This is a genomic window from Sphingomonas phoenicis, assembly GCF_047238005.1.
Taxonomy (GTDB): domain Bacteria; phylum Pseudomonadota; class Alphaproteobacteria; order Sphingomonadales; family Sphingomonadaceae; genus Sphingomonas.
The window spans coordinates 835,328-860,362 of the sequence record NZ_JBDFMC010000002.1 but is presented as its reverse complement, the minus strand read 5'-3'; the positions used below and the strand labels follow the sequence as shown (position 1 = coordinate 860,362).

Here is a 25,035-nt window from a genome sequence, read left to right as displayed (position 1 = left end):
CGATGGCGATGATGACCGAGACGGAGGCGAAGGCGATCCTGACCAGGGCGGTGGCGCTTTCCACCGCCGACGAATGCACGGCGCAGCTGACCGGCAGCACGCGCGGCAATATCCGTTTCGCGCTGAACAACGTGTCGACCAGCGGCGTGGTCAGCGATACCGATCTGGCCGTGCGGGTCGCGTACGGACGGCGCGTGGGGACCGCATCGATCAACGAGTTCTCCGATGCGGCGCTGGAACGGGTGGTCCGCCGCGCGGAAGCGCTGGCGAAGCTGGCACCCGAGAACCCCGAGTTCATGCCCGCGATCGGCCCGCAGCAGTACCGGCCGAGCGACACGTTCAGCCCGGCGACCGCGGCGATCACGCCCGACCAGCGTGCGGCGATCGCCGCCGCCTCGATCCAGCCATGCCGCGCGCAGAAGCTGGTGGCGGCGGGGTTCCTGGAGGACGGACAGGGCTTCAGCGCCTTCGCCAACAGCCGCGGCAATGGCGGATACCAGCGCACGACCGACCTGGATTATACCTGCACCGTCCGGACCGAGGACGGACGCGGATCGGGCTGGGTCGGGCGGAACCTGCAGGATGTCGGCCGGTTCGACGCGGGCACCGACATCGCCACCGCGATCCGCAAGGCATCGGCGAGCGTCGAGGCACGGGCGCTGGAGCCGGGCAAGTACACCGTCATCCTGGAACCCGCGGCGGCGGCCGGCCTCATCAGCTTCATGGCGCGCTTCTTCGATGCGCGGCAGGCGGACGAGGGGCGCAGCTTCCTGTCGAGGAAGGGCGGCGGCAACAAGGTCGGCGAGCAGGTATACGACCCGCGGGTGACGATGGTCGCCGACCCGTGGCATCCCGAACTGGCGGTGCTGCCCTGGGACGAAGAGGGGCTGGCGCGCGTCCGCCAGCCGCTGGTCGAGGGCGGGAAGGTCGCCAACCTGAACTATTCGCGGTTCTGGGCGCAGAAGCAGGGCAAGACCGCGGTCGGCGCGCCGGGCAATCTGGTGATGTCGGGCGGTACGAAGACGACCGCCGATCTGGTGCGCGGGACCGAGCGGGGCGTGCTGGTGACGCGGACCTGGTACATCCGCATGGTCGACCCGCAGACCGTGCTGCTGACCGGCCTGACCCGCGACGGCACCTTCTTCATCGAGAACGGGCAGATCAGGTATCCGATCAAGAACTTCAGGTTCAACGAATCGCCGGTCATCATGCTGAGCAACATCGACGAACTGGGCCGGCCGGTGCGCGTCGACGGTGGTCAGATGCCGATGATGATCCCGCCGATGAAGCTGCGCGACTTCACCTTTACCTCGTTGTCCGACGCGGTGTGACGGCGTCAGGCCGGTCCGCCCGGCCTTAGCGCCTGCGCCAGCGACGCCTTGCCGCTGCCGCGTTTCGCCGGCAGCGGCTGGCTGGGATCGGGGGACCAGCCCGTGCAGTAGACGATCTCGATCCGCTCGCGCGTCCGGCCGTCCGGTCCGGCTGCGGCGGCGAAGGCCTGCACGGCGCGGGCGACGGCCTCGCGCGACAGCGGGTGGCGATCGGCGAGGATGCTGGTGCCCGCCATGCCGCGCAGGTCGCCGATCAGGCGGAACAGGTCCGGATAGCCGATGTCGAGCGTCTCGATGTCGGCGACCGGCAACGCGAAGCCGGCGCGGACCAGCAGGTCGCCGGCGGAGCGCACATCGACCTGCGGATGCAGCCGCGCGACCGGCCGGTCCTGCTCGGCCATACCCAGCACGCGGCGCAGCACCGGGAACGATCCGGCACCAACGAACGCCGCCAGGAACAGCCCGTCGGGCCGCAACACGCGCCGCGCCAGCGCCAGTGCGCCGGGCAGATCGCCGATCTGGTCGAGCACGCCGACGCTGACCACGCAATCGAACGAGGCATCGGCAAAGGGCAGGCGGTCCTCGTCCCCCTGCACGCCACCGCTCGATCGCGCGAACCGGTACCCGGCATCGACCCGCGCCACCCGCGCGCCCGGCGGCGGCGCGAACGCCCCGTCGAAGCTGCCCAGATCGAGGATGTCGGTGAAGTCGCGGGTCACGGCATCCAGCCGCTCTGCGATCCCGTCCAGCATCGCCGTCCGCAGGAAATCGTGATCGGGATAGAGCGGCGCGGCCCGGTCGCGGCGACGGCGGCGGACGGTGCGGTCGAATATCTGGGGGACGCTCATGCCGGCGCTTGTGCCGCGCGCGGCCGGCGGCGACAAGCGAGCGATGTTCCGCACCCTTCTGGAGCCGTTGCGATGGGCGGCGGACTATGCGCTGCCGCCGCGCTGTCCGGGCTGCGGCCTGCCGGTCGGGGCGGACCATCTGTTCTGTGCGGCCTGCTGGGGCGGGCTGCGCTTCCTGGGGCCGCCCTGGTGCGCGGCGTGCCATCTGCCGTTCGAGCATGATCGCGGGGCGGAGGCGGTGTGTGCCGTCTGTGCCCGCTCGGCACCGCGACACGCGGGCGTGCGGGCGGCGGTCGCCTATGGCCCGGTAGCGGGCCGGCTGGCGGTACGGCTGAAGCATGGCGGGCAGATCGCGCTGGCCGGCACCATGGCGCGGGCGATGGCGCGGCTGATGCCCGATACGGCCGAGCTGCTGGTGCCGGTGCCGCTGCATCGCGGCCGGCTGTGGCGGCGCGGGTTCAACCAGTCCGTCCTGGTGGGTGCCGCACTTTCCCGGCTGACCGGCCTGCCGCAGGAGGTGAGCGCGCTGGAACGGCGGCGCGCGACCCCGCTGCTGCGCGGCCTGGGCCGGCGTGCCCGCGCCCGGACGGTGGCTGGTGCGTTCCTGGTGCCCGCGCGTCGGCGCGAGCAGGTGCGGGGACGATCGGTCGTGCTGATCGACGACGTCTATACCACCGGCGCCACCGCCGCCGCCTGTACCCGCGCGCTGCGCGCGGCAGGTGCCCGATCGGTGACGATCCTGTGCTGGGCCCGGGTGCTGCCCGACGGCGACGCCGATTGACAAGCGCGGGCCGGCACCACACCTCCCTGTCATGGCCAAGGTTGAAATCTACACGAAAGCATTCTGTCCATATTGCTCGCGCGCGATGAAGCTGCTGGCGAGCAAGCGGGTGGAGGTCGAGGAGGTCGACATCACCATGGGCGGGCCGCGCCGGCAGGAGATGATCCAGCGCGCCGCTGGCCGCACCACCGTGCCGCAGGTGTTCATCGACGGGCGGCACATCGGCGGTTCCGACGATCTCGCGGCACTCGACCGGGCAGGGGGGCTCGACCCGCTGCTGGCGGCGTGAAAGCCGCCATCCTGCAGATGACGGCCGGGATCGATCCGGCCGTCAACGCGGCAGCGCTGGTCGCCGCCGTCGGGAAGGCGGCCGATGCGGGAGCGGCTATGCTGTTCACGCCGGAGATGTCGGGCCTGATCGATCGCGACCGGGCGCGCGCCGCCGCCGCCATCGTCGCGGAGGAGGACGACCGCGTTCTCGCCGCCGTCCGGGCTGCGGCGGCACGGCACCGGATCTGGGTCCATCTCGGCTCGCTGGCGATCCGCAGGGCGGACGGCCGCTTCGCCAACCGCGGTTTCGTGATCGATGCGGGCGGCCGTATCCGTGCCCGGTACGACAAGCTTCACCTGTTCGATGTCGACCTGCCGACCGGCGAACAATGGCGCGAATCGGCCAGCTATGCGCCGGGCGAGGCCGCGGTGGTGGTCGATACGCCGCTGGGCATGCTCGGCCCGACGATCTGTTACGACCTGCGCTTTCCCGACCTGTACCGGGCGCTGAGCGATGCCGGCGCGACGCTGCTGGCGGTGCCCGCCGCCTTCACGCGCCCGACCGGCGCCGCCCATTGGCATACGCTGCTGCGTGCCCGCGCGATCGAGGCGGGTGCCTTCGTGATCGCCGCGGCGCAGACCGGCCTGCATCAGGACGGGCGCGCGACCTTTGGCCATTCGCTGGCGGTCGATCCCTGGGGCAACGTGCTGCTCGACATGGGCGAGGAGGCGGGGCTGGCGTTCGTCGACCTCGATCCCGATCGCGTCGCCGACGTTCGCGGGCGTATTCCCGCGCTTGACCATCGCCGCCCGATCCCGCTGGTCGAGCGGATCGCATGATCGTCTTCGACCTGCGTTGCGGGCACGGCCATGTTTTCGAGGCGTGGTTCGCCTCCAGCGCCGCGTGGGAGGATCAACGCGCGGCCGGCCAGGTATCCTGCCCACTCTGCGAGGATCGCACGATCGAGAAGGCGGTGATGGCGCCCGCCGTCGCCGCCAAGGGCAACCGCGCCGCAGCGGCGACGCCCGCCGCGATCAAGCAGGCAGCGGCGATGATTGCGGCGCACCAGGCCAAACTGCTCGATGGATCGCAGTGGGTCGGCGGCGATTTCGCCAAGCGCGCGCGGGCGATGCACGTCGGCGACGAGCCGCACGCCACCATCCACGGCCAGGCCAGCCGTGCGGAGGCACGGGCGCTGGTCGACGACGGCGTGCCGGTCGCCCCGCTGCTCCTGCCGGTAGCGCCGCCGGATCAGGTCAATTGACCCGCACCGGCAGCGGGCGTGGTTTCGCGTTCGCGGCACTGACCCTCGCCGGGCTGTTCTGGGGACTGGGCTTTCCGCTCGGCAAGCTGGCGCTGCGCGAGGTGGAGCCGGCGCACCTCGTCCTCTGGCGCTTCGCCGTCGCCAGCGCTGCCGCGCTGCCGTTCGTGCTGGGCGCGGAGGCGCGGGCACTGTTCCGCTCGCCGCCGGTGCTGCTGTCGGGCGTGCTGTACGGGCTGGCCTTCATGGTCCAGTTCGAGGGGCTGGCCGGCGTCACGGTCACGCTGGCGGCGCTGCTGGTCGGCGCGATGCCGGCACTGGTCGCGGTCGCCGCCCGGCTGCTGGGCGAGCGGGTCAGCGGCACGTCGTGGATCGGCGTGATCGGCGCCACGGTCGGCGCGGCGCTGATCGCGGGCAAGCCCGGCGGTGGCGGAACGCCGTGGGGCATCGCCCTGTCGCTCGCGTCGCTCGTCATCTTCCTGGGCTGGCTGCTGGTGTTGAAGCGCGCACCCGTTACCCGTTCGGCGCTGGCGGTGCCGGCGGTCACGCTGGTCGTCGCGATGCTGACGATCCTGCCGATCGCACTGGCGCTCCACGGCGTGCCGCCGGTGCGGCTGAGCGCGGCCGCCTGGGGCGGGATCCTGGGGCAGGGATTGCTGTCGACCTTCGTCGCCACGGCGGCATGGCAATATGGCGCGGCGCGCGTCGACAGCGCGAGCGCCGGCGTCTTCATCAATATCGAGCCGCTGATCGGGGCCGCGCTGGGTATCGGGCTGTTCGGCGATCCCGCCGGCCTGCCGCTGATCCTGGGCGGCATCCTGATCGTCGCCGGCAGCATCGTCGTGGTCCGCGGCGAGCGCCCCGGCTCCGGCAGCACGCACGCGGCGGACGCGTCTCGCGGGCTTTCGTCCGACTGAACCGAATCGGTGCCGCAACAAACGGTCGCGCTGCGCCCGCCTTGTCGTTGACCATCCGGGCTGCCCGGACTATCCGGTCTAGCGCCAGTGCCCCCGTAGCTCAGCCGGACAGAGCAACGGTTTCCTAAACCGCAGGTCGGAGGTTCGAGTCCTCTCGGGGGCACCACTCGGCACCCCCGATCGGCTATTCGTCACGCCTTGGTCAGGTGCGCCGAAATATACTTGTTCATCTCGAACATGGTCGCCTTGTCCTTGCCGAAGACTTTGGCAAGGCTGGCATCCGCCAGAATTTCCCGCTTGTTCTCGGGATTCTGGAGGTTGTTCTTCTTGATATAGTCCCAGACCTTGCTGATGACTTCGCTGCGCGGCAGCGCGTCGTTGCCGACGATCGCGCCCAGGTCGGGGGACGGCTTCACCGGGGCGTGGATCCCCGTGCCTTCCTTGGTCTTGGCAGTGGCCATGTCATTCCTTCCAATCAAATCTTGGCAGTCCGCCCTCGCGAACTCACGCCTTTTTGAGCGCGGACGCCTTGTGCGCCGCCTTTCCGCCGTTGTCACTCTCTACGATATACTGGGGATCGTCCTTCGACGCGCGGACCTTGTGGCCCTTGATCTCGGTGTCGCTGGTCTGCTTCTTCTCGACCTCGCCATGTGCCTTCCCGCCGTGCGAGTTCCAGGTCACCTTGTCGCCCTTCTTCAGATCGGCCATCGCAGTCTCTCCTTGATCGAAGCGGATCAAGCGCGGCAGCCGCAGGTTGGTTGCGGAGGAGGATCGAGTGACGGATACCCAGGATAACGGCCCCGACGATGGCGATCTGGTCGGGACGGACGGCAAGCCGGCGGTGCCCGCCCATGTCGAGGAAGCGATCCGCACGCTGATCCGCTGGACCGGGGACGATCCCGGGCGCGAGGGGCTGGTCGATACCCCGCGGCGGGTGGCGCGCGCGTGGCGGGAATATTGCGCCGGCTATGCCGACGATCCGTCGGTCCATCTGGCGCGCGTGTTCGAGGAGGTTGGCGGCTATGACGAGATCGTCCTCCTGAAGGATATCCCGTTCCAGTCGCACTGCGAGCATCACATGGCGCCGATCATCGGTCGCGCGCACATCGCGTACCTGCCGCGCGACCATGTCGTCGGCATCTCGAAGCTTGCCCGCGTGCTCCATGGCTTCGCCCGGCGATTGCAGGTGCAGGAGCGGCTGACCGCGGAGGTCGCCGACTGCATCTGGGAGCACCTGAGGCCGCAGGGCGTCGCCGTGGTGATCGAGGCGACGCATGCCTGCATGACCGCGCGCGGCGTGCGCACGCCCGGCGTGTCGATGGTGACGAGCCGGATGATGGGCGTGTTCCGCGAGGACGAGCGCAGTCGCAAGGAAGTGCTCGACCTGATGGGCATGAAAGGCCGCTCCTGATCGTGCAGGCTCCCCTTGCGCTGGTGACGGGCGGGTGCCGCCGTCTGGGCGCGGCGATCGCCGCGCGGCTGGCGCAGGCCGGCTACGACCTCGCGCTACACGGCAGCCACGATGCCGAACCCGAAGCGGCCCTGATCGACGTCGTCGCGGCGGCGGGGCGGACATGGCGCGGCTTCGTCGGCGATTTCGCCCGCCCGGCGGTGGCGCCCGATCTCTTCGGGCAAGTCGCCGCCGCATTCGGCCGCGCTCCCGACCTGCTCGTCAACGCCGCGTCGGTATTCGGGCAGGACCGGCTGGACGACGTCGAGGAGGAGGACCTGGCCCTCGCCTATTCGGTCAACTGCACGGCTCCGGTGCTGCTGACCCGCGCCTTCGCGGCGGCGCGCCGGGCTGGCGACGCGGTGAATCGGTCGGTGGTGAACATCCTCGACCAGCGGATCGCCCACCCGCATCGCGACCAGCTCGCCTATACGCTCGCCAAGCTGGGGCTGGCGGGGCTGACCCGCATCGGTGCGCCGGGCGTGCGGGTGAACGGCGTGGCGCCGGGGCTGACCCTGCCGACCGGCGATTATGGCGAGGCGCAGATGGCGGCCCTGACCAGCCACATGCCGCTTCGCCGTTTGCCGACCCCGGCGGACATCGCCGAGGCGGTGCTGTTCTGCGCGCGGACGCCGGGCCTGGACCGGCAAACGATCTTCGTCGACGGCGGCGCGCATCTGGTACCGTTCGAGCGCGACTTCGTGCATCTCTGACCTGTCGCCACCCCGGCACGCGGCCGGGGTAGCGACATCGGGAATTCAGCCTGCCCGGTTGGCGGCGGACAGGACGGCGCGGACGCTGGCGGTGGCGATGTCGGCGTCGATGCCGACTCCGAAGACGGTCCGCCCGTCCTCCGTCCGGCACTCGACATAGGCGGCCGCCTGCGCGTCGGCGCCGTGGCCGATCGCGTGCTCGTTATAGTCGACGACGTCGAGGAGCGGGCCGGTGCTTTCTCCCAGTGCGGCGATCACGCCGGAGATCAGGCCGTTGCCGCGTCCCGAGATCGACCGTTCCTCGCCGTCCACCGACACCCGGCCGACGAACAGCCGCTGGCCTGCCGTCCCGCTCTCCTCGTAATCGCGCAGCGCGAAGCGGTCTTCGGGGCGCGGCAGGTAGGTATGCTCGAACCGCTGCCAGATGTCGGCGGCGCCGAGTTCACGGCTGGTTTCGTCGGCCAGAGCCTGAACGTGGCGGCTGAAATCGGCTTGCAGGCGCTTGGGCAGCTTCAGTCCCTTGTCCTGCTCGATCACCCAGGCGACGCCGCCCTTTCCCGACTGCGAATTGACGCGGATCACCGCCTCGTAGCTGCGGCCGAGATCGGCGGGGTCGATCGGCAGATAGGGTACTTCCCACAGGCCGTCGTTGCGCGCCTGCTGGGCGGCGAAGCCCTTCTTGATCGCGTCCTGGTGCGATCCGGAAAACGCGGTGAAGACGAGGTCGCCGGCATAGGGCGTGCGCGGATGGACCGGCAGGTTGGTGCAATAGGTGACGGTGTTCACCACCTGGTCGATGTCCGACAGGTCGAGCCCGGGATCGACCCCTTGCGTGTACATGTTGAGCGCGACCGTCACGAGGTCGCAATTGCCGGTCCGCTCGCCATTGCCCAGCAGGCACCCCTCGACCCGGTCGGCGCCCGCCATCATCCCCAGCTCCGCCGCCGCCACGCCGGTGCCGCGATCGTTATGGGTGTGGAGCGAGATGACGACGCTGTCGCGGTTGCGAATGTTCCGCCCGAACCACTCGATCTGGTCGGCATAGACGTTGGGGGTCGCGCACTCGACGGTGGCGGGCAGGTTGAAGATGATCGGCCGGTCCGGCGTGGGTTGCAGCACGTCCATCACCGCCTCGCAGACCTCGACCGAGAAATCGAGCTCCGCGGTCGAGAAGGTCTCCGGGCTGTACTCGAACTGCCAGGCGGTACCCGGTCGCTTCGCCGCCTCGTCGCGCAGCACCTTGGCGCCGGCGATGGCGATCGCCTTCACCTCGTCGCGGGTCATGCCGAACACGATCTTGCGCCAGGCCGGGCTGACCGCGTTGTAGAGGTGGACGATCGCCGCCTTCACCCCGTCCAGGCTGGCGAAGCTGGTCTCGATCAGGTCGCGGCGCGACTGTGTCAGCACCTGGATCACCACGTCGTCGGGAACGCGATCCTGTTTCACCAGACCGCTGATGAAATCGAATTCGGTCGCGCCGGCGGAGGGGAAGCCGACCTCGATCTCCTTCAGCCCGACCTTGACGAGCAGGTCGAACAACCGCGTCTTCTTCTCGGCGTCCATCGGGTCGATCAGCGCCTGATTGCCGTCGCGCAGGTCGGTCGACAGCCACCGGGGAGCACGGGTGATGACGGCGTTCGGCCATTGCCGGTCGGGCAAGGCGATGGGCGGAAAGGGGCGGTACTTGGTCGAAGGATCGCGGAGCATGGTCGTTCCCGGTCTTTGCCGGCGCTGGTCGTGCGCGCGGCCTGATGGCGCCTATGGGTGCGGATCGGCCCTTAGGGAAGCGCGCATGCGTGCACTGCCACCCTAAGGGCGGATAAGTCGCAGACCGGGCAGCGCGATCGTCATCGACGGCGTGATGCCCCACGCCCGGCGCCAAGTCCATACTTCACGCCGAATTCGGTGAACGCGAAAAAAACCGGACGTTAAGCTTCAGCGACCTAGCATCACCTTGCGGCGGGGGCTGCCAGGAACGCGGATTACTATGCAGCAATTGCTCTACATCAGTTCGGTGCATCCCGGTGCGGCGGCGACGATCGATGCGGCGGGGATCCTGCACGCGTCGCGGCGCAACAACGCCCGGGTCGGCGTCACCGGCTTGCTGTTCTTCGACGGCAAGCGGTTCCTTCAGGTGCTGGAGGGCGAGCCGCAGGCGGTCGAGCAGACGTTCGCCCGGATCCAGCACGACCCGCGTCACCGCGCGCTGGTCGTGCTGTCCCACCGCACGATCGAGACGCGCGAGTTCGGCGAATGGGCGATGGCCTATCGCCAGCCCGGCGACGATGGCGGCGCCGTCGTCGAGCGTTTGCGCGAGTTGACCGTACACGCGCCGCCCAGCGTCCAGGCGACGTTCGCGAGTTTCGCCGGCGTGCGCCGCGCGGCCTGAACCACGCGGGCGCGCCGTCGGACGATCAGCTCGCCTGGAAGGCGGCGTTGATCGTCAGGTCGACCTTGTCCGACACGACCGGCACCGCCATGCCCAGGCCGAAATCGCTGCGCTTGATCGAGCCGGTGGCGAGGAAGCCGAAATTGGTCTTCTTGCTCATCGGGTTCGCACCGGCGCCGACGAACCGTGCGGTCAGCTGGACCGGCTTGGTCACGCCCTTGATCGTCAGGTTGCCGTTCAGCATCCAGTGATCGCCCATCGGCGTGACGCCGGTCGAGACGAACCTGGCGGTCGGGTTGCTCGCGACGTCGAAGAAATCCTTCGACTTCAGGTGATTGGCGAACTGGGCGCTGGTCGCGGACAACTGGTCGACGGGGAAGGTCACCTCGACCTTGGTCGCGACGGGCTTCGCCGGATCGACGGTGATCGACCCCGAGCCCGCCCCGAACTGACCCGATAGCATGGAGAAGCCCATATGGTTGACGGTCCACGTCACCTGGGTGTGGTTCGGATCGACCTGATAGGTGCCGGCCTTCACCTGGGAGCGGTCGGCGGTGCCGGGCAGGCCGGGCGCCTGCGCGACGAGCGGCGTGGCGGCGGATAGAGCGAGTGCGGTTAGGACGAGCAGGCGCATGTTCGGGACTCCCTGTGTGTAGCGGGAGTGGTGCCCGGTCGCCGTCGCGACGTCAAACGCGCAACCCGCAACGGTGCGTTTCGCGGAGTGGGGCGGGCGGCCCCCATTGTTCCGTCTCCCGGACGCGGCGGGGCCGCGTCCGGGAGGTTGCGGCTCGGCTCAGTTCCGCTCGCGGTCGACCAGTGCGTTCTTGCCGATCCACGGCATCATCGCGCGCAGCTCCGATCCCGTCTTCTCGATCGGGTGCGCCGCCGCCTGCTTGCGCGCCGCCTTCAGCTCGGGCTGGCCGGCGCGGTTGTCGAGCACGAAATTCCTGACGAAGCGGCCCGACTGGATGTCGGCCAGTACGCGCTTCATCTCCTTCTTCGTCTCGTCGGTGATGATCCGCGGACCGGTGACGATGTCGCCATATTCGGCGGTGTTGCTGATCGAGTAGCGCATGTTGGCGATACCGCCCTCGTACAGCAGGTCGACGATCAGCTTCGTCTCGTGCAGGCACTCGAAATACGCCATCTCGGGGGCATAGCCCGCCTCGGTCAGCGTTTCGAAACCCGCTTGGATCAGGTGGGTGATGCCGCCGCACAGCACCGCCTGCTCGCCGAACAGGTCGGTCTCGCACTCTTCGCGGAAATTGGTCTCGATGATGCCGGAACGGCCGCCGCCGACGCCGCTGGCATAGGCGAGGGCAATGTCGTGCGCGTTGCCGCTGGCATCCTGGTGGATCGCGATCAGGCAGGGCACGCCGCCGCCGCGGCTATACTCGCTGCGCACGGTATGGCCGGGGCCCTTGGGCGCGATCATGATGACGTCGATGTCCTTTGGCGGCTCGATCAGGCCGAAATGGACGTTCAGGCCATGCGCGAAGGCGAGGGCGGCGCCGGGCTTCATGTTGCCCTTCAGGTCGTTCTCCCAGATCGCGGCCTGATGCTCGTCGGGCGCCAGGATCATCAGGATGTCGGCCCAGCCCGCCGCCGCCTCGTTCGACATCACCTGGAAGCCGGCGTCGGTCGCCTTCTTCGCGGTGGGCGAGCCGTCGCGCAGCGCGATCGCGACCTGCTTCACGCCCGAATCGCGCAGGTTCTGCGCATGGGCATGCCCCTGCGAGCCGTAGCCGACGATGGCGATCTTCTTGTCGGTGATCAGGTTCAGATCGGCGTCGCGATCGTAATAGACCTTCATTGCACTACCCTTTGTCGTTCCCGCGCAGGCGGGAATCCAGACCCGCAGACGCTAGTGGTGATGGATCCCCGCGTGCGCGGGGATGACGAAAGAAGAATTGGCCGGGGACTATGCCGCCTCGCGCCCGCGGCCGATGGCGACGATGCCGGTACGGGCGACCTCGACCAGCCCGACCTCGCTCATCAGCTCGACGAACTTGGTGATCTTGTCGCGCCCGCCCGTCACCTCGAACACGAAGCTTGATGTGGTCGCATCGACGACGCGGCCGCGATAGACCTCGGCAAGGCGCATCGCCTCGATCCGCTTGTCGCCGACGCCGGCCACCTTCACCAGCGCCAGCTCGCGCTCGACATGATCGCCGGCCAGCGTCAGGTCGGTGACACGGTGGACCGGCACCAGCCGGTCGAGCTGCGCCATGATCTGCTCCATCACCGGCGGTGAGGCGCTGGTGACGATGGTGATGCGGCTGACCGCCTTGTCCTCGGTGATCTCGGACACGGTCAGGCTCTCGATGTTATAGCCTCGCGCGGTGAACAGGCCGGCGATGCGGGCAAGGATACCCGGCTCGTTGTCGACGATCACCGCCAGCGTGTGGCGTTCGGCAGTCTCGGTCTTGATGTGCATTTCGATCTCTCTCCCCTCCCGCTTGCGGGAGGGGTCGGGGGAGGGCGGGTTGCAGGGAGCGGCGTCGGCGGACAGCCCCCTCCCGCAAGCGGGAGGGGAGGAGTTCGGGAGGTCAGACTAGGGCCTTCGCCTCGTCGTCCATCTCGCCCGACACCTCGTTGGCCTGCAGGATCATGTCGGTGTGCGCCGCGCCCGACGGGATCATCGGGAAGCAGTTGGTCAGCTTCGACACCATGCAGTCGACCAGCACCGGTCCGTCATGGGCCAGCATGTCGGCGATGCCGCCGTCCAGCTGATCGAGCGTCTCGATCCGGATACCCTTCCAGCCATAGGCCTCGGCCAGCTTCACGAAGTCTGGCAGGGATTCGCTGTAACTCTCTGCATAGCGGGAGGAATAGGTCAGCTCCTGCCACTGGCGGACCATGCCCATATATTCGTTGTTCAGGATGAAGATCTTAACCGGTAGCCGGTACTGGGTGGCCGTCGCCAGCTCCTGGATGTTCATCTGGATCGACGCCTCGCCGGCGATGTCGATGACCAGCGCATTGGGGCTGCCCAGCTGCGCGCCGATCGCCGCGGGCAGGCCATAGCCCATCGTGCCGAGCCCGCCGGAGGTCAGCCACTTGTTGGGCAGCTCGAACCCGAAATGCTGGGCCGCCCACATCTGGTGCTGCCCCACCTCGGTCGTGATGATCGGCTGGCGCGCCTTCGTAGCCTCGTACAGTGCGCGGACGGCGCGCTGCGGCATGATCTCGGTCCCGTTGCCCTCCGGAAAATCGAGGCAGCGGCGCGCGCGCCAGCCCTCGATCCGGCTGTTCCACTCGGTCAGGTCGGGCCGGGGATGCTGCCGTGACTTCCAGATATGGACCATGTCCTCCATCGCATGACCGGCATCGGCGATCACGGCGAGGTCGACGCGGACGTTCTTGTTCACGCTCGACCGGTCGATATCTATATGGACCTTGCGGCTGTTCGGGCTGAACGCGTCGAGCCGGCCGGTGACGCGGTCGTCGAAGCGGCTGCCGATCGCGACGACCAGATCGGCCTGATTCATCGCCATGTTCGCCTCGTACGTGCCGTGCATGCCCAGCATGCCCAGCCACTGCGGCCCGGTCGCCGGATAGGCGCCCAGTCCCATCAGCGTCGAGGTGACCGGCGCACCGGTCAGCCGCACCAGCTCGCGCAGCAGCTGCGAGGCCGCCGGGCCCGAATTGATGATGCCGCCGCCGGTGTAGAGGACCGGGCGCTCCGCTGCGGCGAGCATGTCGACCACCGCCTCGATCGCGGCACGATCCGCCTTCACCTGCGGACGATAGGTCTTGTGCTGGATCGGCCCCGGCTTGCTGTACTTCGCGGTCGCGACCTGGACGTCCTTGGGGATGTCGATCACGACCGGGCCGGGCCGGCCGGAGGTGGCGATGTGGAACGCCTCGTGAACCACCGCGCCCAGCCGTGCCGGATCCTTCACCAGATAATTGTGCTTGGTGCAGTGACGGGTGATGCCGACCGTGTCCGCTTCCTGAAAGGCGTCGGTGCCGATCAGCCCGGTCGGCACCTGGCCGGTGATGACGACCATCGGGATCGAATCGAGCAGCGCGTCGGTGATGCCGGTCACCGCATTGGTCGCGCCGGGGCCGGAGGTGACGAGGACGACGCCGGGCTTGCCGGTCGATCGGGCATAGCCCTCCGCCGCATGCGTCGCCGCCTGTTCGTGGCGGACCAGGATATGGCGGATGCGGCCGCCCCGCTCCTTCGAATGGCGGAACAGCGCGTCGTAGATCGGCAGCACCGCGCCGCCCGGATAGCCGAACACCACCTCGACCCCGAGGTCGCACAGTGCCTCGACGAGGATGTCGGCTCCGCTCTTCTCGGTCATGGTGTCGCTCCGCTGCTGTCGGGAAAGTCGAGCGGGGCGCTAGAGGGCAGGGAGGGCGGCGTCAACCCGCTTTCTGATAATAAAACATCCAGAGAAGTCTCTGCTGCGTTACTTTCTTGCGCAGCTATCCAGGTGGACGGCGGTTGATTGCGGAACCAGGTAAACTGGCGCTTGGCATAGCGACGGGTGTCGAGACGAAGCCGGGCGAGCGCCCCGTCGCGGCTGAGCATGCCCGCAAGATGCGCCGCCAGCGGCGCGACGCCGATCGCGCGGCGGACCGGCGCATCCGGCGGGATGTCGTCCCGGGCGAGCAGCGCCGTAACCTCGTCCAGCGCCGGCTCCATCATGCCCGCTGCCCGCAGGTCGATCCGCTCCAGTAGCCGTTCGCGATGGGGCAGGAGGCGGACAGCGCAGAGCCGGATGCGATCGCCGATCCCGCCGACCCGTTCCTGCTGCCACGCGGCCAGCGGCCGGCCGGTCGCGCGGACCACCTCCAGCGCGCGCGCGACCCGCGTGGTGTCGGCGGCGTTCAGCCGGGCGGCGGCGGAGGGATCCTCCACCGACAGCGCGGCATGGGCCGCCGCGACGGGCAGCGCGCGCACCGCGGCGCGCACCGCGGGGTCGATCGGGGGAACGGGTGCGATCCCGTCCAGCAGCGTGCGGAGATACAGGCCGGTACCACCGACCAGGACCGGCAGGCGTCCGGCCGCCAGCGTCCCCGCGATGGCGACGCGTGCCTCCGTGGCCCAGCGCGCGGCGGAATAGCCGGTGTCGGCACCGTCGACATGGCCGAACAGGAGGTGAGGAGCCAGAGCCTCCTCCTCGGGCGAGGGCCGTGCGGTCAGGACGCGCAGGTCGGCATAGACCTGGCTGGCGTCGGCGTTGATGACGGTGCCGCCATGCCGCACGGCCAAGGCGATCGCGGCGGCGGACTTGCCGCTGGCGGTCGGCCCTGCGATGAGCGCGACCCGCGAGGCAGGGGGAAGTTCGATGTTCACGGCGACGCTGATAGCAGCAGACGGGCTGGCAGAGGGAGACGTATCGACCGCCGCCGACCGGCTCGCCCGGGCAGGATGCGCGCCGTCGGCACATCGCTGGATCGATCGGGGGGTCGCTGCCGATATCGCCTTCGCCGTCGACCCCGCCGCGGCGCGCGGCGCGCTGGAGGGCGTGTTCGCACGCACCGACGTGGTAGTGCAGCCGACCGAGGGCCGTGAGAAGGCGCTGCTGGTCGCCGACATGGATTCGACGATGATCACCGTCGAATGCATCGACGAACTGGCCGATTATGCCGGGATCAAGGCGCAGGTCGCGGAGGTGACCGAACGGGCGATGCGCGGCGAACTGGATTTCGAGGGGGCGCTGGACGCGCGGGTCGCGCTGCTCGCGGGGCTGGACGAGGGCGCGATCGATCGCTGCCTGGCCGAGCGGGTGCGCATCATGCCCGGTGCGCACGCGCTGGTCGGCACCATGCGGTCGCGCGGGGCGACGGCGATCCTCGTCTCTGGCGGCTTCACCCGCTTCGCCGAGCCGGTCGCACGGACGATCGGTTTCGACCGGGCGATCGCCAACGTGCTGTCGATCGCCGACGGCAGGCTGACCGGGCAGGTCGCCCGCCCGATCGTCGGCGCCGCGACCAAGGAGGAGACGCTGCGCGCCACCGCCGCGGCGCGGGGGCTCCCGCTCGCCCGGACGCTTGCGGTAGGCGACGGGGCCAACGACCTGCCGATGGTACGCGCCGCCGGGCTGGGCGTCGCCTATCGTGCCAAGCCGGTCGTGGCGGCGGCGGCGGCGGCGCGGATCGAGCATGGCGACCTCACCGCGCTCCTCTATGCCCAGGGTATCGCCCGCGCCGACTGGTCGCCCTCACCGGGCTGACCGCAAGCGACTGGTCGGCGGGGAAAGTTGGAGGAACCACCGGGTTTCGCTTGCCTTACCTTGGCCTCACCTTCGCGCCGCGGATCGCAACCGGCCTGCCATTAACCGCTTCTTAGCGTCACGCGTGCCACCTGCCGTCCGTAAATTACGGAAGGTGTGACCAAGCTATGCGCGTACTCGCGATGGCCTCGCAAAAGGGCGGATCGGGCAAGACGACCCTGTCCGGGCATCTCGCCGTCCAGGCGCAGCGCGCCGGTGCCGGTCCGGTCGTCCTGATCGACATCGACCCGCAGGGGTCGCTGGCCGACTGGTGGAACGAGCGCGAGGCCGAATATCCCGCCTTCGCCCAGACCACTGTCGCCCGCCTCGCCGCCGATCTCGACACGCTGCGCCAGCAGGGTTTCAAGCTGGCCGTCATCGACACGCCGCCGGCGATCACCATGGCGATCCAGAGCGTCATCCAGGTGGCCGAGCTGGTCGTGGTGCCGACCCGGCCCAGCCCGCACGACCTGCGCGCCGTCGGCGCCACCGTCGACCTGTGCGAGCGCGCCGGCAAGCCGCTGATCTTCGTCGTCAACGCCGCCATGATCAAGGCGCGCATCACGGGCGAGGCTGCGGTGGCCCTGTCGCAGCACGGTACGGTCGCGCCGATCACCATCCAGCAGCGCAACGACTATGCCGCGTCGATGATCGACGGGCGCACCGTCATGGAGTGCGATCCCAAGGGGAAATCGGCGGCGGAGATCACCGCGCTGTGGACCTATATCGCCGATCGGCTGGAAAAGAACTTCCGCCGCACCGTCTTCGCCACGCCGTTCGCGGCGCCCGGTGTCGGTCCGCGCGTTGGCGCCGCTGCGACCTTCGGCCGGCGCCAGGTGGGTTGAGGTGGCGATGCTCGGAACCGCCAAGCCGCTCGCCTCGCTCAGCTCCGGCCTGCTCGCCCGCAAGGGTCAGGCACGGCCGGCCATGCGCCCGCAGGGTTTCGCCGACATGCAGCCGGCGACCGTCGTCGCCACCGCGGCGCTGGACGACCTCGGCTGGAACGACATGGGCTGGGACGATCGCCCGACGATCGCCGTCGCCAAGCTGACGCCGCTGACCACGGCCGATGCGGAGGTGCCGCCGGTCCTCACCCAGCGCGCCGCGCTGCGCGAGCAGGTCGAGACGGTGCCGGTGGAGCCGGCCCCACCGCCCGCCCGCAAGCCGCGCGGCGTCTCGCTCGCCACCGCCGCCCGGATCGGCCGCGAGAGCGCGGCGCAGACCGCCAAGGGCAAGGCCGCCTTCACGCTGCGGCTGGACGGCGACCGCCATCTGCGGCTGCGGCTGGCCAGCGCGGTGAACGACCGGTCGGCGCAGGCGCTGGTCGTCGAGGCGCTGGACCGTTTCCTCGAAACCATGCCGACCGTCGAGCAGCTGGCGACCCAGCTGCCGGCGCCGGCCACCCGGAGTCGTCGTCGATGACCACGCGTTCGCTCCTCTCGCTCGCCCTGTCCGCGGCATTGCTCGGCAGCCTCACCGCCGGGTGCGCCATGACCGGCCCCGGCGGCGTCGCCGCCGCCGGCACCCGCGCGGTGAAGGATACCGCCTATGCGCGTCAGGCGACCAAGGCGCTCGCCCGGCATGACCCTGCCGCCGTGACCTTCGCCGAGGCAGCGGTACAGGCGGCGCCGGCACGGGCCGATTACCGCATGTTGCTGGCGCAGAGCTACCTTGCGGCCGGCCGCTTCGCCGCCGCGCGGGAGGCGTTCGGCGACGTGCTGCGGCTCGACGGCGGCAACGCCCGGGCGGCGCTGAACCTCGCGCTGACGCAACTCGCCTGCGACGACTGGCTGGGTGCGCGTGGCACGCTGAACACCCATGCGGCGATCATTGCGCCAGCCGATCTGGGCCTTGCCCTGGCGCTGACCGGCGATCCGGCGCGGGGCGTCGCCCTGTTAATGGACACGATCCGCAAGCCCGGCGCCACCGCCCGCACCCGCCAGAACCTGGCGCTCAGCCTGGCGCTGGCAGGCCAGTGGCAGATGGCACGCGCGGTCGCGGCGGTGGACGTGTCGCCGGCCGATCTCGACCAGCGCATGCTCGACTGGGTCGCCTTCGCGCAGCCGCGCAGCGCCCGGTCGCAGGTCGCGGTATTGCTGGGGGTACAGCCGGCGGCGACCGACATGGGTCAACCGACTGCACTCGCCCTGACATCCCCTGCGCCGGCCGTCCCGGCGCCACAGGTCGCCGCGGCGGCAGTCGTGGTGCAGGACGTGCCGCCGCCCGCCCCGCGCGCCGTGAAGATCGTGTTCGGCCCGCGGCAGGAGGTGGTGCAGCGCCTGCCCGTCGTCGACCACGCAGCGGTTCCGGGCAAGCGCGCCAGGGTCGCGGCTGCACGCAAGCCGGTGTCCGTCGCCTTCGCCGATCGTCCCGCGCGCTAGGTTGGCCGACAGCCGGCTCGCGGAGCCGGCACCACCCTACGCGGGGCGCCCGGTTATCCCGGGCAGCTCGCGCCCGCCCTTCCACACCCGCAGCGCGCGGCCCTGCACCGGCATGCCGTCGAAAGGCGTGTTGCCGGCCGAGGCGAAGCGCTCGCCCTCGATCTGCCACGGCGCATGCTGGTCGAACAGCAGCAGGTCGGCGGGGTACCCCGTGGCCAGCCGCCCGGCGTCTAGCCCCAGCACCGCCGCCGGGTTGGTGGCCAGCAGCGCGAACAGCCGCGGCAGCGTCACGATGCCGTCACGCACCAGCGTCAGCGCCAGCGGCAGCAACGTCTCCGCCCCCGCCATGCCGGGTGCCGAGTCGCTGAACGGCAGGCGCTTCGCCTCCGGACCTTGCGGATCGTGGCCGGATCCGATGACGTCGATCGTCCCGTCCGCCACCGCCGCCAGGCAGGCGCGCCGGTCCGCCTCGCCGCGCAGCGGTGGCGACAGATGGGCGAAGGTGCGGAAATCGCTCATCGCGATGTCGGACAGCAGCAGATGGGCGGGCGTGATCCCGCAGGTGACCCGCACGCCGCGACGCTTCGCCGCGCGCACCAGATCGAGTGCCGCCGCCGTCGTCACCTGACGGACATGCAGCCGCGCACCGGTCTCCTCCGCCAGCATCAGGTCGCGCGCTACCGCCAGCGCCTCCGCGATCGCCGGCGCCGCGGGCAGGCCCAGCCGCGTCGCCGTCTCGCCCGCGGTCGCGACCGCCCCCGCGGTCATGCCGCCGTCCTCGGCATGGCTCACCACCGCCAGCCCCAGATCGTGGGCATAGGCCAGCGTGCGTGCCATCACCGCGGCATCGGCGATCCAGCCGCGCCCGGTCGCCACTGCCCGCGCACCCGCCTGTCGGCAGAACGCGATCTCGGCCAGATCTTGTCCCGCCAGCTTGCGCGTGGCGGCGGCGAGCGGGTGGATCCACAGGTCGGGCTTGCCCACCAATGCCGCCCGCTGGACCATGCCCGGCTCGTCGAGCACCGGCGACTGGTCGGGCATCAGTCCGATTCGCACGATCCCGCCGCGGCGACACGCCTCGCCGTCCACCGCGAACACGCCCAGATCGACGATCGCCGGTGCCAGCAGCTTGCCGGCGGCGTCGACCACGGTCGCATCCTGCGGCACGTCGACCGTCCCGGTCGCCGCGATCGTCCCGTCGCGCACCAGCAGCGTGCCGGCCTCGACCGTCTCCGCCCCCACCAGCCGCGCATTGACGATCGCGAGCGTCATGCCCAGCCCTCCACGCCGCGGGCACGCCGGGTCAGTACGTCGAGGCACGCCATCCGTACTGCGACACCCATCGCCACCTGTTCGGTGATCGCCGACTGGGCGCCGTCCGCCACGGCCGAATCGATCTCGACCCCCCGGTTCATCGGGCCGGGATGCATCACCAGCGCGCCCGGCACCGCCCGCGCCAGCCGTTCCGCTGTCAGGCCGTATCGCAACCGGTATTCGCGCGGGGAGGGGACCAGTGCCCCCTCCATCCGCTCGTTCTGCAAACGCAGCATCATCACCACGTCGGCGCCTTCCAGTGCGGCATCGAAGTCTGTCAACGGGGTCACCCCCATCCGCTCGATCGCGGGCGGCATCAGCGTGGAGGGCGCGCAGACCCGCACCTCGGCGGCCAGCGCGGTCAGCGACAGGATGTTCGACCGGGCGACCCGGCTGTGCAGCACGTCGCCGCAGATCACTACCCGTTGTCCCGCGATGGCGCCGCGCCGCCGCCGGATCGTCAGGGCGTCGAGCAGCGCCTGGGTGGGATGCTCGTGTCGCCCGTCGCCGGCGTTCAGCACCGCGCAGTCGACCTTGTCCGCGATCAGCTTCACCGCGCCCGACGCCATGTGGCGGATCACCAGCACGTCGGCGCGCATCGCGTTCAGCGTCTGCGCAGTGTCGATCAGGGTCTCGCCCTTCTTCACCGAGCTTTGCGCGGCATGCATGTTGACGACGTCGGCACCCAGCCGTTTGCCGGCGATCTCGAACGACAGCAGCGTCCGCGTGCTGTTCTCGAAGAAGGCGTTGATCTGGGTCAGCCCGGCGAGCGGTGCCGTTCCGCGTGCATGGGTGCGGTTCGCTTCCACCCACACTTCTGCCTCGTCGAGGAGGAAGGCGATCTCGTGCGGCTGCAGCCCGTCGATCCCGGTCAGGTGACGATGCGGGAAAACGGCGCCGCCCGCGATCATGGCGGCGGGGCGGTGGTCGGACTGTGGCATCGGAGGTGCGGGGTAGCGGGCGGGTCGCCGATCATCAACCCCGTGGGATCAGGCCGCCCGCACCGCGCTTGCAAGATCGCTCAAATGAATTGCGGTGCTGTTGGCGAACAGTCGGTCTTGCCGCCGGCCAATCCAGCGAAGCAAATCTTCGACATCGCACAGCAACAGATGGGGCGTCAGCAGGCGAAACTCGGGCTCCTCGGTCCACAAACGGCGATCGCCGCTGATCCGCTTGCAGACCGTGACGTGCGTGAACACGGATTCGCGAGTTGCGCCATGGACGGCATGCTTGAACGCCGCTCGCCAATCTGGATCTACTAATTCCCGATAGCCAGATTTCGCAGGTGATCCCGCAACACATGCAGTGCTGCGGTTGAGGATTCGATCTCTGGCAGTTGGTAGCCGCAACTCCTCACGACCTCCCTTGATGTTTACCGCTAGAACCCGCCGATGCCCCTGCCGATGAGGAGCGATGGCGATCAGATCGATGTCGCTGGCGATATGGGCATCGGAGGTTCCGACAACTCCTTTCGCGTTCTCATGCCGACGGTAGCAGACATTCTCGATGGTGAGATAACCCTGCGCCTGAACGGCGGAGCGGACGATTTCTTCGAAGAGGTTTACGGCCATGGCGCCATTTTGCAGGCGCCTTGTTAAAGATGCGTTGCCACCAGCGCGTCGATCGCCGCCTGCAGGATGTGCGCGGCGGCCAGGTTGTCGATCCGCTCGGCCCGCCTGGCGCGGCTCATGTCCTGTTCGATCATCACCCGCTCGACCGCGACGGTCGACCAGCGCTCGTCCCACAGCAGCACCGGGCCCAGGTCGGCGACCAGCCGCGCGAAGGAGCGGGACGACTGGCTGCGCGGGCTCTCGCTGCCATCAAGGTTCAGGGGCAGGCCGACGACGACACCCTTCACCTGCTGCGCCGTGGCGATCTGGTCCAGCAGCAGCTTGTCCTTGGCGAACTTGGTGCGGCGGATCAGCGTCGCCGGGCTCGCGAAGCTCCAGCCGGCGTCGCACAGCGCGGTCCCGATCGTCTTGGTGCCCACGTCCAGCCCGATCAGCCGTCCCCCCGCCGGCAGGGCCGCGCGAAAGGTCGCGGCGTCGGTGGTGACCAGCGTCACCGCCGGAACGCCGCCAGCCGGCGCTCCGCATCCGCCCGCACGTTCGCCCAGAAGAGGCTGTAGTCATAGACGTGGTAGTTGTTGCCCGGCAGCACATAGGGGCCGACGTCCGGCCCCTCGCCGATCAGCAGGAACCCGCGCCCTTCGCACCGCGCCGGCACCCGCCCGGCGGTGATCTCGGCAGTGGACAGGTCCGCCGAGGGATAGAGCGTGCCCAGGTTCGCGGTCGCCGGTGCCGACGCGTCGGCGGTGCCGGTCAGCGGGTTGGTGCATACCATCGGCGTCTCGCGCCGCGGCTGGCCGTCGAAGCCGCGCGTCGTGTCGTAAGTGTCGACGATCAGCGACGGATCGGCCGGCTCGGCAAAGGTCTGCCACGACAGGATGCAGCGGGTCTGCCCCGGCGCCCGGCATTCCGGCAGCCCCATCTTCGGCAGGTCGGCGGTGCGCGATACCGGCCAGCCCACCACGTACGCCGCCACGATCCGCCGCGCGAGCCGGGGATCGGTCGCCACCTTGTCGCGCAGCAGCCAGGTGAGGTGCAGCCCGCCCTGGCTGTGCCCGGCCAGGATGATCGGCCGCCGCGGCCCGACCTGGCGCAGGAAGCTGGCGAACGCCGCCTCGATATCGCGGTACGCCGCCTGCAACGCCCGCTCGGCATCCTCGGCGCTGGTCAGGAACGCGCCGAACGTCGCCTGGCGGTAGCGGGGCGCCCAGATGTCGCCGACGGAGTTGAACGCGCTCGCCTGGCCGCGCAGGAACAAGGCGGCCCGGTCGTTGGTCTCGGGATCGTTGATCGGCGCGTTCCAGTGGTCGCGGCTGACGTACGAGGTGGGGTGGATGAAAAAGATCGCCGCACCCTTGCCCGCGGGGCCGGGCGTGTAGCCCGCCGGCACCCACAGCGCCGGGTTGCCCGGCTTGTCCGGCCGTGCCAGCCACAGCCGCGGATCGTCGTAGACGTGGCTCTCCGCCTTTGGCTGCGCGCGGAACTCCTCGCCGGGCACCAGCGCCATGCGGATCAGGTCGTTGCCATAGAAGCGATAGGCGAACGCTCCAGCGATCGCGAGCACGATCAATGCCGCCATGACATAGAGAAACTTGCGGGCCAACCATCTACTCCGGACTGTTCGCTTCGCCGCGGGACCGCAAAATCGTTGCGCGCGGGCGAAGTCGGATGCTAGCCGCGCGGCATGTCCGTCGACACCCAAACCGTCAAGAAGATCGCGAGCCTCGCCCGGATCGCCATCACCGAGGAGGACGCCGCCCGGCTGGCGCCCGAACTCGGCAACATCCTCCACTGGATCGAGCAGCTCGGCGAGGTCGATACGACCGGGATCGAGCCGATGACCGCGGTGATCCCCAACACGCTGCGGCTGCGCGACGACGTGATCGATGCCGACCCGCTGACCGGTGGCGGCATTCGCGACAAGCTGATGACCAATGCGCCGCAGGCGGAACACGGGTTCTTCACGGTGCCGAAGGTGATCGAGTGAGCGCCTCCCCTTGCCGTCACCCCGGCGACGGCCGGGGTCTCCCCGTTGTCGATCGTGCCCTCGCGGCACGAGATCCCGGCCTGCGCCGGGATGACGAAAGTGTTGTAGCATGACCGAACTGACCGATCTCGGCATCGCCGCCATCCGCGATGGCGTCCGCGCCGGCACCTTCTCCGCGCGCGACGTGGCCGAGGCGTTCAATGCCCGCGTCGCCGCCGCCAAGTCGCTCAACGCCTTCCTCGTCGAGACGCCCGACCACGCGCTCGCCGCGGCCGATGCCGCCGATGCGGCCCGTGCGGCCGGCGAAGCGCCCAAGCCGCTTGCCGGCGTGCCGATCGGCATGAAGGACCTGTTCTGCACGAACGGCGTGCCGACCACCGCGGCCAGCGAGATCCTCGCCGGCTTCACGCCCCCGTACGAATCCACCGTCTCGCAGAACCTGTGGGATGCCGGCGCCGGCATGCTCGGCAAGCTGAACATGGACCAGTTCGCGATGGGCTCGTCGAACGAGACGTCGGCGTTCGGCAACGTCATCTCGCCCTGGCGCCGCAACGATGGCGGCAATGCCCCGCTGGCACCCGGCGGATCGTCGGGCGGATCGTCGTCGGCTGTATCCGCGCGGCTCTGTCCGGGCGCGACCGGCACCGATACCGGCGGCTCGATCCGCCAGCCCGCCGCCTTCACCGGCATCAGCGGCATCAAGCCCACTTATGGCCGCTGTTCGCGTTGGGGCACGATCGCCTTCGCCTCCAGCTTGGACCAGGCCGGGCCGATGGCGCGCGACGTGCGCGACTGCGCGATCATGCTCCAGGCGATGGCCGGCTTCGATGCCAAGGACGCGACCTCGCTCCAGCTCGATGTGCCCGAGTGGGAAGCGAACCTGTCCGGCGACCTGAAGGGCAAACGCGTGGGTATTCCCCGCGAATACCGCGTCGACGGCATGCCCGCGGAGATCGAGACACTGTGGCAGCAGGGTATCGACTGGCTGCGCGATGCGGGTGCAGAGATCGTCGAGGTCTCGCTGCCTCATACGAAATACGCGCTGCCCGCCTATTACATCATTGCGCCGGCGGAAGCGTCGTCGAACCTCGCCCGTTACGACGGCGTTCGCTACGGCCTGCGCGACCTTCCGGATGGCGCGGGGCTGCAGGACATGTACGCCGCGACCCGCGCCGATGGCTTCGGCGCGGAGGTGAAGCGCCGGATCATGATCGGCACCTATGTCCTGTCGGCCGGCTTCTACGACGCCTACTACACCCAGGCGCAGAAGGTCCGCGCGCTGATCGCCCGTGATTTCGAACGGGCGTGGGAGCAGTGCGACATCCTCCTGGCACCCACCGCGCCCTCCGCCGCGTTCGCGCTGGGCGAGAAGTCGGCCGATCCGATCGCGATGTATCTGAACGACGTCTTCACCGTGCCCTCGTCGCTCGCCGGCCTGCCCGCGATGAGCGTGCCGGGCGGGCTCGACGGCACCGGCCTGCCGCTCGGCCTCCAGATCATCGGCAAACCGCTGGACGAGCAGGGCGTGCTGAACGCCGGACTGGCGATCGAGGAACGCGCCGGCTTCACGGCACGGCCAGAGGCATGGTGGTAA

Annotated in this window: 29 protein-coding genes and 1 tRNA gene; 16 read left to right on the top strand and 14 right to left on the bottom strand. The window is 69.7% G+C overall.

The annotated features are described in order from the left end of the window. Positions 1-2 precede the first annotated feature (2 nt). Positions 3-1,331 carry a TldD/PmbA family protein gene (locus tag ABC319_RS05260; RefSeq protein WP_413069214.1) on the top strand — a complete coding sequence of 443 codons (1,329 nt, stop codon included), beginning with the start codon at positions 3-5 and terminating at the stop codon, positions 1,329-1,331. A 5-nt stretch (positions 1,332-1,336) separates the two neighbouring features. On the opposite strand, the gene ABC319_RS05255 is transcribed toward ABC319_RS05260, so the two are convergent. Beyond that, the gene (locus tag ABC319_RS05255; protein WP_413069213.1) at positions 1,337-2,179 is read right to left on the bottom strand and encodes a class I SAM-dependent methyltransferase; all 843 of its coding nucleotides are present in this window, start codon (positions 2,177-2,179) and stop codon (positions 1,337-1,339) included. Between ABC319_RS05255 and ABC319_RS05250 the strand changes: the two genes are divergently transcribed. The 6 genes from ABC319_RS05250 (at position 2,178) to ABC319_RS05225 (ending at position 5,575) form a co-directional block, all read left to right on the top strand. Next, on the top strand, positions 2,178-2,960 hold the full coding sequence (locus tag ABC319_RS05250) for a ComF family protein (protein ID WP_413069212.1): 783 nt from the start codon (positions 2,178-2,180) through the stop codon (positions 2,958-2,960). The genes ABC319_RS05255 and ABC319_RS05250 overlap by 2 nt on opposite strands. A 31-nt stretch (positions 2,961-2,991) precedes the next feature. Next, entirely contained in the window at positions 2,992-3,249 is a 258-nt protein-coding gene (gene grxC, locus ABC319_RS05245) for a glutaredoxin 3 (protein ID WP_413069211.1), read from the top strand. Continuing rightward, on the top strand, positions 3,246-4,070 hold the full coding sequence (locus ABC319_RS05240; RefSeq protein ID WP_413069210.1) for a carbon-nitrogen hydrolase family protein: 825 nt from the start codon (positions 3,246-3,248) through the stop codon (positions 4,068-4,070). Before grxC ends, ABC319_RS05240 begins: the two co-directional genes overlap by 4 nt. Then, positions 4,067-4,495 (top strand): DUF1178 family protein, encoded by a 429-nt coding sequence (locus ABC319_RS05235; RefSeq protein ID WP_413069209.1) that lies wholly within the window; start codon positions 4,067-4,069, stop codon positions 4,493-4,495. The genes ABC319_RS05240 and ABC319_RS05235 overlap by 4 nt, the downstream gene beginning before the upstream one ends. Then, positions 4,492-5,409 carry a DMT family transporter gene (locus ABC319_RS05230; RefSeq protein ID WP_413069208.1) on the top strand — a complete coding sequence of 306 codons (918 nt, stop codon included), beginning with the start codon at positions 4,492-4,494 and terminating at the stop codon, positions 5,407-5,409. Before ABC319_RS05235 ends, ABC319_RS05230 begins: the two co-directional genes overlap by 4 nt. 89 nt (positions 5,410-5,498) lie before the next feature. Continuing rightward, a tRNA-Arg gene (locus ABC319_RS05225) sits at positions 5,499-5,575 on the top strand. 25 nt (positions 5,576-5,600) lie between these two features. Here the strand turns inward: ABC319_RS05225 and ABC319_RS05220 are convergent. Both ABC319_RS05220 and ABC319_RS05215 read right to left on the bottom strand, forming a co-directional pair. Further along, positions 5,601-5,870, bottom strand: coding sequence for an SWIB/MDM2 domain-containing protein (locus ABC319_RS05220; RefSeq protein ID WP_413069207.1), 270 nt, complete (start codon positions 5,868-5,870; stop codon positions 5,601-5,603). Between the two features lie 43 nt (positions 5,871-5,913). Further along, positions 5,914-6,117: a hypervirulence associated TUDOR domain-containing protein gene (locus ABC319_RS05215; protein ID WP_413069206.1), complete on the bottom strand. Its 204-nt coding sequence runs from the start codon at positions 6,115-6,117 to the stop codon at positions 5,914-5,916. Between the two features lie 67 nt (positions 6,118-6,184). Between ABC319_RS05215 and folE the strand changes: the two genes are divergently transcribed. Next, entirely contained in the window at positions 6,185-6,820 is a 636-nt protein-coding gene (gene folE / locus ABC319_RS05210) for a GTP cyclohydrolase I FolE (RefSeq protein WP_413069205.1), read from the top strand. Continuing rightward, positions 6,817-7,572, top strand: coding sequence for an SDR family oxidoreductase (locus ABC319_RS05205; protein ID WP_413071620.1), 756 nt, complete (start codon positions 6,817-6,819; stop codon positions 7,570-7,572). Before folE ends, ABC319_RS05205 begins: the two co-directional genes overlap by 4 nt. Before the next feature lie 45 nt (positions 7,573-7,617). Here ABC319_RS05205 and leuA read toward each other — a convergent pair whose 3' ends face one another. Next, positions 7,618-9,279: a 2-isopropylmalate synthase gene (leuA, locus tag ABC319_RS05200; RefSeq protein ID WP_413069204.1), complete on the bottom strand. Its 1,662-nt coding sequence runs from the start codon at positions 9,277-9,279 to the stop codon at positions 7,618-7,620. A 280-nt stretch (positions 9,280-9,559) separates the two neighbouring features. Here leuA and ABC319_RS05195 point away from each other — a divergent pair, with 280 nt between their 5' ends. Then, positions 9,560-9,961, top strand: a complete 402-nt coding sequence (locus ABC319_RS05195; protein ID WP_413069203.1) for a BLUF domain-containing protein — start codon at positions 9,560-9,562, stop codon at positions 9,959-9,961. Between the two features lie 25 nt (positions 9,962-9,986). Here the strand turns inward: ABC319_RS05195 and ABC319_RS05190 are convergent, their stop codons facing one another. The 5 genes from ABC319_RS05190 to miaA all read right to left on the bottom strand — a co-directional run bounded on the left by ABC319_RS05190 (position 9,987) and on the right by miaA (position 15,272). After that, positions 9,987-10,595, bottom strand: a complete 609-nt coding sequence (locus ABC319_RS05190; RefSeq protein WP_413069202.1) for a YceI family protein — start codon at positions 10,593-10,595, stop codon at positions 9,987-9,989. Positions 10,596-10,754: 159 nt separating this feature from the next. Continuing rightward, positions 10,755-11,774, bottom strand: coding sequence for a ketol-acid reductoisomerase (gene ilvC / locus ABC319_RS05185; RefSeq protein WP_413069201.1), 1,020 nt, complete (start codon positions 11,772-11,774; stop codon positions 10,755-10,757). A gap of 108 nt (positions 11,775-11,882) precedes the next feature. Continuing rightward, positions 11,883-12,398 (bottom strand): acetolactate synthase small subunit, encoded by a 516-nt coding sequence (gene ilvN, locus ABC319_RS05180; protein WP_413069200.1) that lies wholly within the window; start codon positions 12,396-12,398, stop codon positions 11,883-11,885. A 112-nt stretch (positions 12,399-12,510) separates the two neighbouring features. Further along, positions 12,511-14,274 carry a biosynthetic-type acetolactate synthase large subunit gene (ilvB, locus tag ABC319_RS05175; RefSeq protein ID WP_413069199.1) on the bottom strand — a complete coding sequence of 588 codons (1,764 nt, stop codon included), beginning with the start codon at positions 14,272-14,274 and terminating at the stop codon, positions 12,511-12,513. Further along, positions 14,271-15,272: a tRNA (adenosine(37)-N6)-dimethylallyltransferase MiaA gene (gene miaA / locus ABC319_RS05170; protein WP_413069198.1), complete on the bottom strand. Its 1,002-nt coding sequence runs from the start codon at positions 15,270-15,272 to the stop codon at positions 14,271-14,273. The genes ilvB and miaA overlap by 4 nt, the downstream gene beginning before the upstream one ends. On the opposite strand from miaA, the gene serB reads away from it, so the two are divergent. From serB to ABC319_RS05150, 4 genes are all read left to right on the top strand, one after another. Further along, the gene (serB, locus tag ABC319_RS05165; protein ID WP_413069197.1) at positions 15,265-16,152 is read left to right on the top strand and encodes a phosphoserine phosphatase SerB; all 888 of its coding nucleotides are present in this window, start codon (positions 15,265-15,267) and stop codon (positions 16,150-16,152) included. The two genes, miaA and serB, sit on opposite strands and share 8 nt — an antisense overlap. 167 nt (positions 16,153-16,319) lie before the next feature. Then, entirely contained in the window at positions 16,320-17,036 is a 717-nt protein-coding gene (locus ABC319_RS05160) for an AAA family ATPase (RefSeq protein WP_413069196.1), read from the top strand. A 7-nt stretch (positions 17,037-17,043) separates the two neighbouring features. Further along, the gene (locus ABC319_RS05155) at positions 17,044-17,613 is read left to right on the top strand and encodes a hypothetical protein (RefSeq protein WP_413071619.1); all 570 of its coding nucleotides are present in this window, start codon (positions 17,044-17,046) and stop codon (positions 17,611-17,613) included. Next, entirely contained in the window at positions 17,610-18,572 is a 963-nt protein-coding gene (locus ABC319_RS05150; protein WP_413069195.1) for a tetratricopeptide repeat protein, read from the top strand. Before ABC319_RS05155 ends, ABC319_RS05150 begins: the two co-directional genes overlap by 4 nt. Before the next feature lie 36 nt (positions 18,573-18,608). Here the strand turns inward: ABC319_RS05150 and ABC319_RS05145 are convergent, their stop codons facing one another. From ABC319_RS05145 to ABC319_RS05125, 5 genes are read right to left on the bottom strand one after another with little or no spacing between them, the layout of a single operon-like run. Beyond that, a complete protein-coding gene (locus ABC319_RS05145) occupies positions 18,609-19,844 on the bottom strand; it encodes a dihydroorotase (RefSeq protein ID WP_413069194.1) in 1,236 nt (411 codons plus the stop codon). Further along, positions 19,841-20,827, bottom strand: coding sequence for an aspartate carbamoyltransferase catalytic subunit (locus ABC319_RS05140; RefSeq protein WP_413069193.1), 987 nt, complete (start codon positions 20,825-20,827; stop codon positions 19,841-19,843). Before ABC319_RS05140 ends, ABC319_RS05145 begins: the two co-directional genes overlap by 4 nt. Positions 20,828-20,875: 48 nt before the next feature. Next, a complete protein-coding gene (locus tag ABC319_RS05135; protein ID WP_413069192.1) occupies positions 20,876-21,457 on the bottom strand; it encodes a hypothetical protein in 582 nt (193 codons plus the stop codon). Between the two features lie 23 nt (positions 21,458-21,480). After that, entirely contained in the window at positions 21,481-21,951 is a 471-nt protein-coding gene (gene ruvX, locus ABC319_RS05130; protein ID WP_413069191.1) for a Holliday junction resolvase RuvX, read from the bottom strand. Next, a complete protein-coding gene (locus ABC319_RS05125; RefSeq protein WP_413069190.1) occupies positions 21,948-23,057 on the bottom strand; it encodes a DUF3089 domain-containing protein in 1,110 nt (369 codons plus the stop codon). The genes ruvX and ABC319_RS05125 overlap by 4 nt, the downstream gene beginning before the upstream one ends. Before the next feature lie 81 nt (positions 23,058-23,138). Here ABC319_RS05125 and gatC point away from each other — a divergent pair, with 81 nt between their 5' ends. Together gatC and gatA are read left to right on the top strand one after the other, a co-directional pair. After that, the gene (gatC, locus tag ABC319_RS05120) at positions 23,139-23,441 is read left to right on the top strand and encodes an Asp-tRNA(Asn)/Glu-tRNA(Gln) amidotransferase subunit GatC (RefSeq protein WP_413069189.1); all 303 of its coding nucleotides are present in this window, start codon (positions 23,139-23,141) and stop codon (positions 23,439-23,441) included. 109 nt (positions 23,442-23,550) lie between these two features. Next, entirely contained in the window at positions 23,551-25,035 is a 1,485-nt protein-coding gene (gene gatA, locus ABC319_RS05115; RefSeq protein ID WP_413069188.1) for an Asp-tRNA(Asn)/Glu-tRNA(Gln) amidotransferase subunit GatA, read from the top strand.

Excerpts from the sequence above, each read along its gene's own strand:
- gatA (WP_413069188.1), top strand. The coding sequence starts at position 23,551 with ATGACCGAACTGACCGATCTCGGCATCGCCGCCATCCGCGATGGCGTC.
- grxC (WP_413069211.1), top strand. The coding sequence starts at position 2,992 with ATGGCCAAGGTTGAAATCTACACGAAAGCATTCTGTCCATATTGCTCG.
- ABC319_RS05160 (WP_413069196.1), top strand. The coding sequence starts at position 16,320 with ATGCGCGTACTCGCGATGGCCTCGCAAAAGGGCGGATCGGGCAAGACG.
- ABC319_RS05195 (WP_413069203.1), top strand. The coding sequence starts at position 9,560 with ATGCAGCAATTGCTCTACATCAGTTCGGTGCATCCCGGTGCGGCGGCG.
- ABC319_RS05235 (WP_413069209.1), top strand. The coding sequence starts at position 4,067 with ATGATCGTCTTCGACCTGCGTTGCGGGCACGGCCATGTTTTCGAGGCG.
- ABC319_RS05145 (WP_413069194.1), bottom strand. The coding sequence starts at position 19,844 with ATGACGCTCGCGATCGTCAATGCGCGGCTGGTGGGGGCGGAGACGGTC.
- ABC319_RS05255 (WP_413069213.1), bottom strand. The coding sequence starts at position 2,179 with ATGAGCGTCCCCCAGATATTCGACCGCACCGTCCGCCGCCGTCGCCGC.
- ilvC (WP_413069201.1), bottom strand. The coding sequence starts at position 11,774 with ATGAAGGTCTATTACGATCGCGACGCCGATCTGAACCTGATCACCGAC.
- ilvN (WP_413069200.1), bottom strand. The coding sequence starts at position 12,398 with ATGCACATCAAGACCGAGACTGCCGAACGCCACACGCTGGCGGTGATC.
- ilvB (WP_413069199.1), bottom strand. The coding sequence starts at position 14,274 with ATGACCGAGAAGAGCGGAGCCGACATCCTCGTCGAGGCACTGTGCGAC.
- ABC319_RS05135 (WP_413069192.1), bottom strand. The coding sequence starts at position 21,457 with ATGGCCGTAAACCTCTTCGAAGAAATCGTCCGCTCCGCCGTTCAGGCG.
- ABC319_RS05155 (WP_413071619.1), top strand. The coding sequence starts at position 17,044 with ATGCTCGGAACCGCCAAGCCGCTCGCCTCGCTCAGCTCCGGCCTGCTC.
- ABC319_RS05260 (WP_413069214.1), top strand. The coding sequence starts at position 3 with ATGGCGATGATGACCGAGACGGAGGCGAAGGCGATCCTGACCAGGGCG.
- ABC319_RS05140 (WP_413069193.1), bottom strand. The coding sequence starts at position 20,827 with ATGCCACAGTCCGACCACCGCCCCGCCGCCATGATCGCGGGCGGCGCC.
- ABC319_RS05215 (WP_413069206.1), bottom strand. The coding sequence starts at position 6,117 with ATGGCCGATCTGAAGAAGGGCGACAAGGTGACCTGGAACTCGCACGGC.
- ABC319_RS05220 (WP_413069207.1), bottom strand. The coding sequence starts at position 5,870 with ATGGCCACTGCCAAGACCAAGGAAGGCACGGGGATCCACGCCCCGGTG.
- ABC319_RS05190 (WP_413069202.1), bottom strand. The coding sequence starts at position 10,595 with ATGCGCCTGCTCGTCCTAACCGCACTCGCTCTATCCGCCGCCACGCCG.
- ABC319_RS05250 (WP_413069212.1), top strand. The coding sequence starts at position 2,178 with ATGCCGGCGCTTGTGCCGCGCGCGGCCGGCGGCGACAAGCGAGCGATG.
- ABC319_RS05150 (WP_413069195.1), top strand. The coding sequence starts at position 17,610 with ATGACCACGCGTTCGCTCCTCTCGCTCGCCCTGTCCGCGGCATTGCTC.
- gatC (WP_413069189.1), top strand. The coding sequence starts at position 23,139 with ATGTCCGTCGACACCCAAACCGTCAAGAAGATCGCGAGCCTCGCCCGG.
- leuA (WP_413069204.1), bottom strand. The coding sequence starts at position 9,279 with ATGCTCCGCGATCCTTCGACCAAGTACCGCCCCTTTCCGCCCATCGCC.
- serB (WP_413069197.1), top strand. The coding sequence starts at position 15,265 with ATGTTCACGGCGACGCTGATAGCAGCAGACGGGCTGGCAGAGGGAGAC.